Annotated in this window: 1 protein-coding gene; it reads right to left on the bottom strand. The window is 65.3% G+C overall.

Features of this window, described 5'->3' with window-relative positions; all coding sequences use genetic code 11:
* Position 1: 1 nt before the first annotated feature.
* Positions 2–1,183: an acetyl-CoA C-acetyltransferase gene (locus NCS03_RS30995; RefSeq protein ID WP_250530506.1), complete on the bottom strand. Its 1,182-nt coding sequence runs from the start codon at positions 1,181–1,183 to the stop codon at positions 2–4.
* Positions 1,184–1,185: the final 2 nt, after the last annotated feature.

The raw sequence follows: 1,185 nt of genomic DNA, 5'->3' as shown, positions 1-1,185 counted from the left end.
GTTACGGACGTTCCACCGCCAGCGCGACACCCATGCCGCCGCCGATGCACAGCGACGCCAGACCCTTCTTCGCATCGCGCTTCTGCATTTCGTGCAGCAGCGTGACGAGAATCCGGCAGCCCGACGCGCCGATCGGATGACCGATCGCGATCGCCCCGCCGTTCACGTTGATCTTCGACTGATCCCAGCCCATCTGCTTGTGCACCGCCAGCGCTTGCGCCGCGAACGCCTCGTTGATTTCCATCAGATCGAGATCGTTCACGTTCCAGCCCGCACGCTCCAGACATCGCTTCGACGCCGGCACCGGGCCCATGCCCATGATCTTCGGATCGACGCCCGCGTTCGCGTACGCCTTGATGCGCGCGAGCGGCGTCAAGCCGAGCGCTTCGGCCTTCTTGGCCGACATCACGACGACCGCCGCGGCGCCGTCGTTGATGCCCGATGCGTTCGCAGCCGTCACCGTGCCTTCCTTCGAGAACGCCGGCTTCAGGCCCGCGAGCGCCTCGGCCGTCACGCCGTGACGCACGAATTCGTCGGTGTTGAATTGCAGCGGCTCGCCTTTACGTTGCGGAATCGCGACCGGCACGATTTCATCGTTGAAGCGGCCCGCTTTCTGCGCGGCTTCCGCCTTGTTCTGCGACAGCGCCGCGAACGCGTCCTGCTGCTCGCGCGTGATGCCGAATTCCTTCGCGACGTTTTCCGCCGTCGTGCCCATGTGATAGTTGTTATAGACGTCCCACAGGCCATCGACGATCATCGTGTCGATCAGCTTCGCGTCGCCCATGCGGAAGCCGTCGCGCGAACCCGGCAGCACATGCGGCGCCGCGCTCATGTTTTCCTGGCCACCCGCGACGACGATCTCCGCGTCGCCCGCGATGATCGCGTTCGCTGCCAGCATCACCGCTTTGAGGCCCGAGCCGCAGACCTTGTTGATCGTCATGCCCGGCACCATGTCGGGCAAGCCCGCCTTGATGAGCGACTGGCGCGCCGGATTTTGGCCCGAACCGGCCGCGAGCACTTGGCCCAGGATCACTTCGCTCACCTGATCCGGCTTCACGCCCGCGCGCTCCAGCACGGCCTTGATGACCGTCGCGCCCAGTTCCGGCGCCGCGATTTTCGCGAGCGAGCCGCCGAATTTGCCTACCGCCGTACGCGCGGCCGATACGATCACTACGTCAGTCATTT

It is taken from the genome of Caballeronia sp. ATUFL_F1_KS4A, from assembly GCF_023630905.1.
GTDB classification, from domain to species: Bacteria; Pseudomonadota; Gammaproteobacteria; order Burkholderiales; family Burkholderiaceae; genus Caballeronia; species Caballeronia zhejiangensis.
Note: the sequence above shows the minus strand (reverse complement) of the source record. Positions and strands in the feature narration are given on the sequence as shown.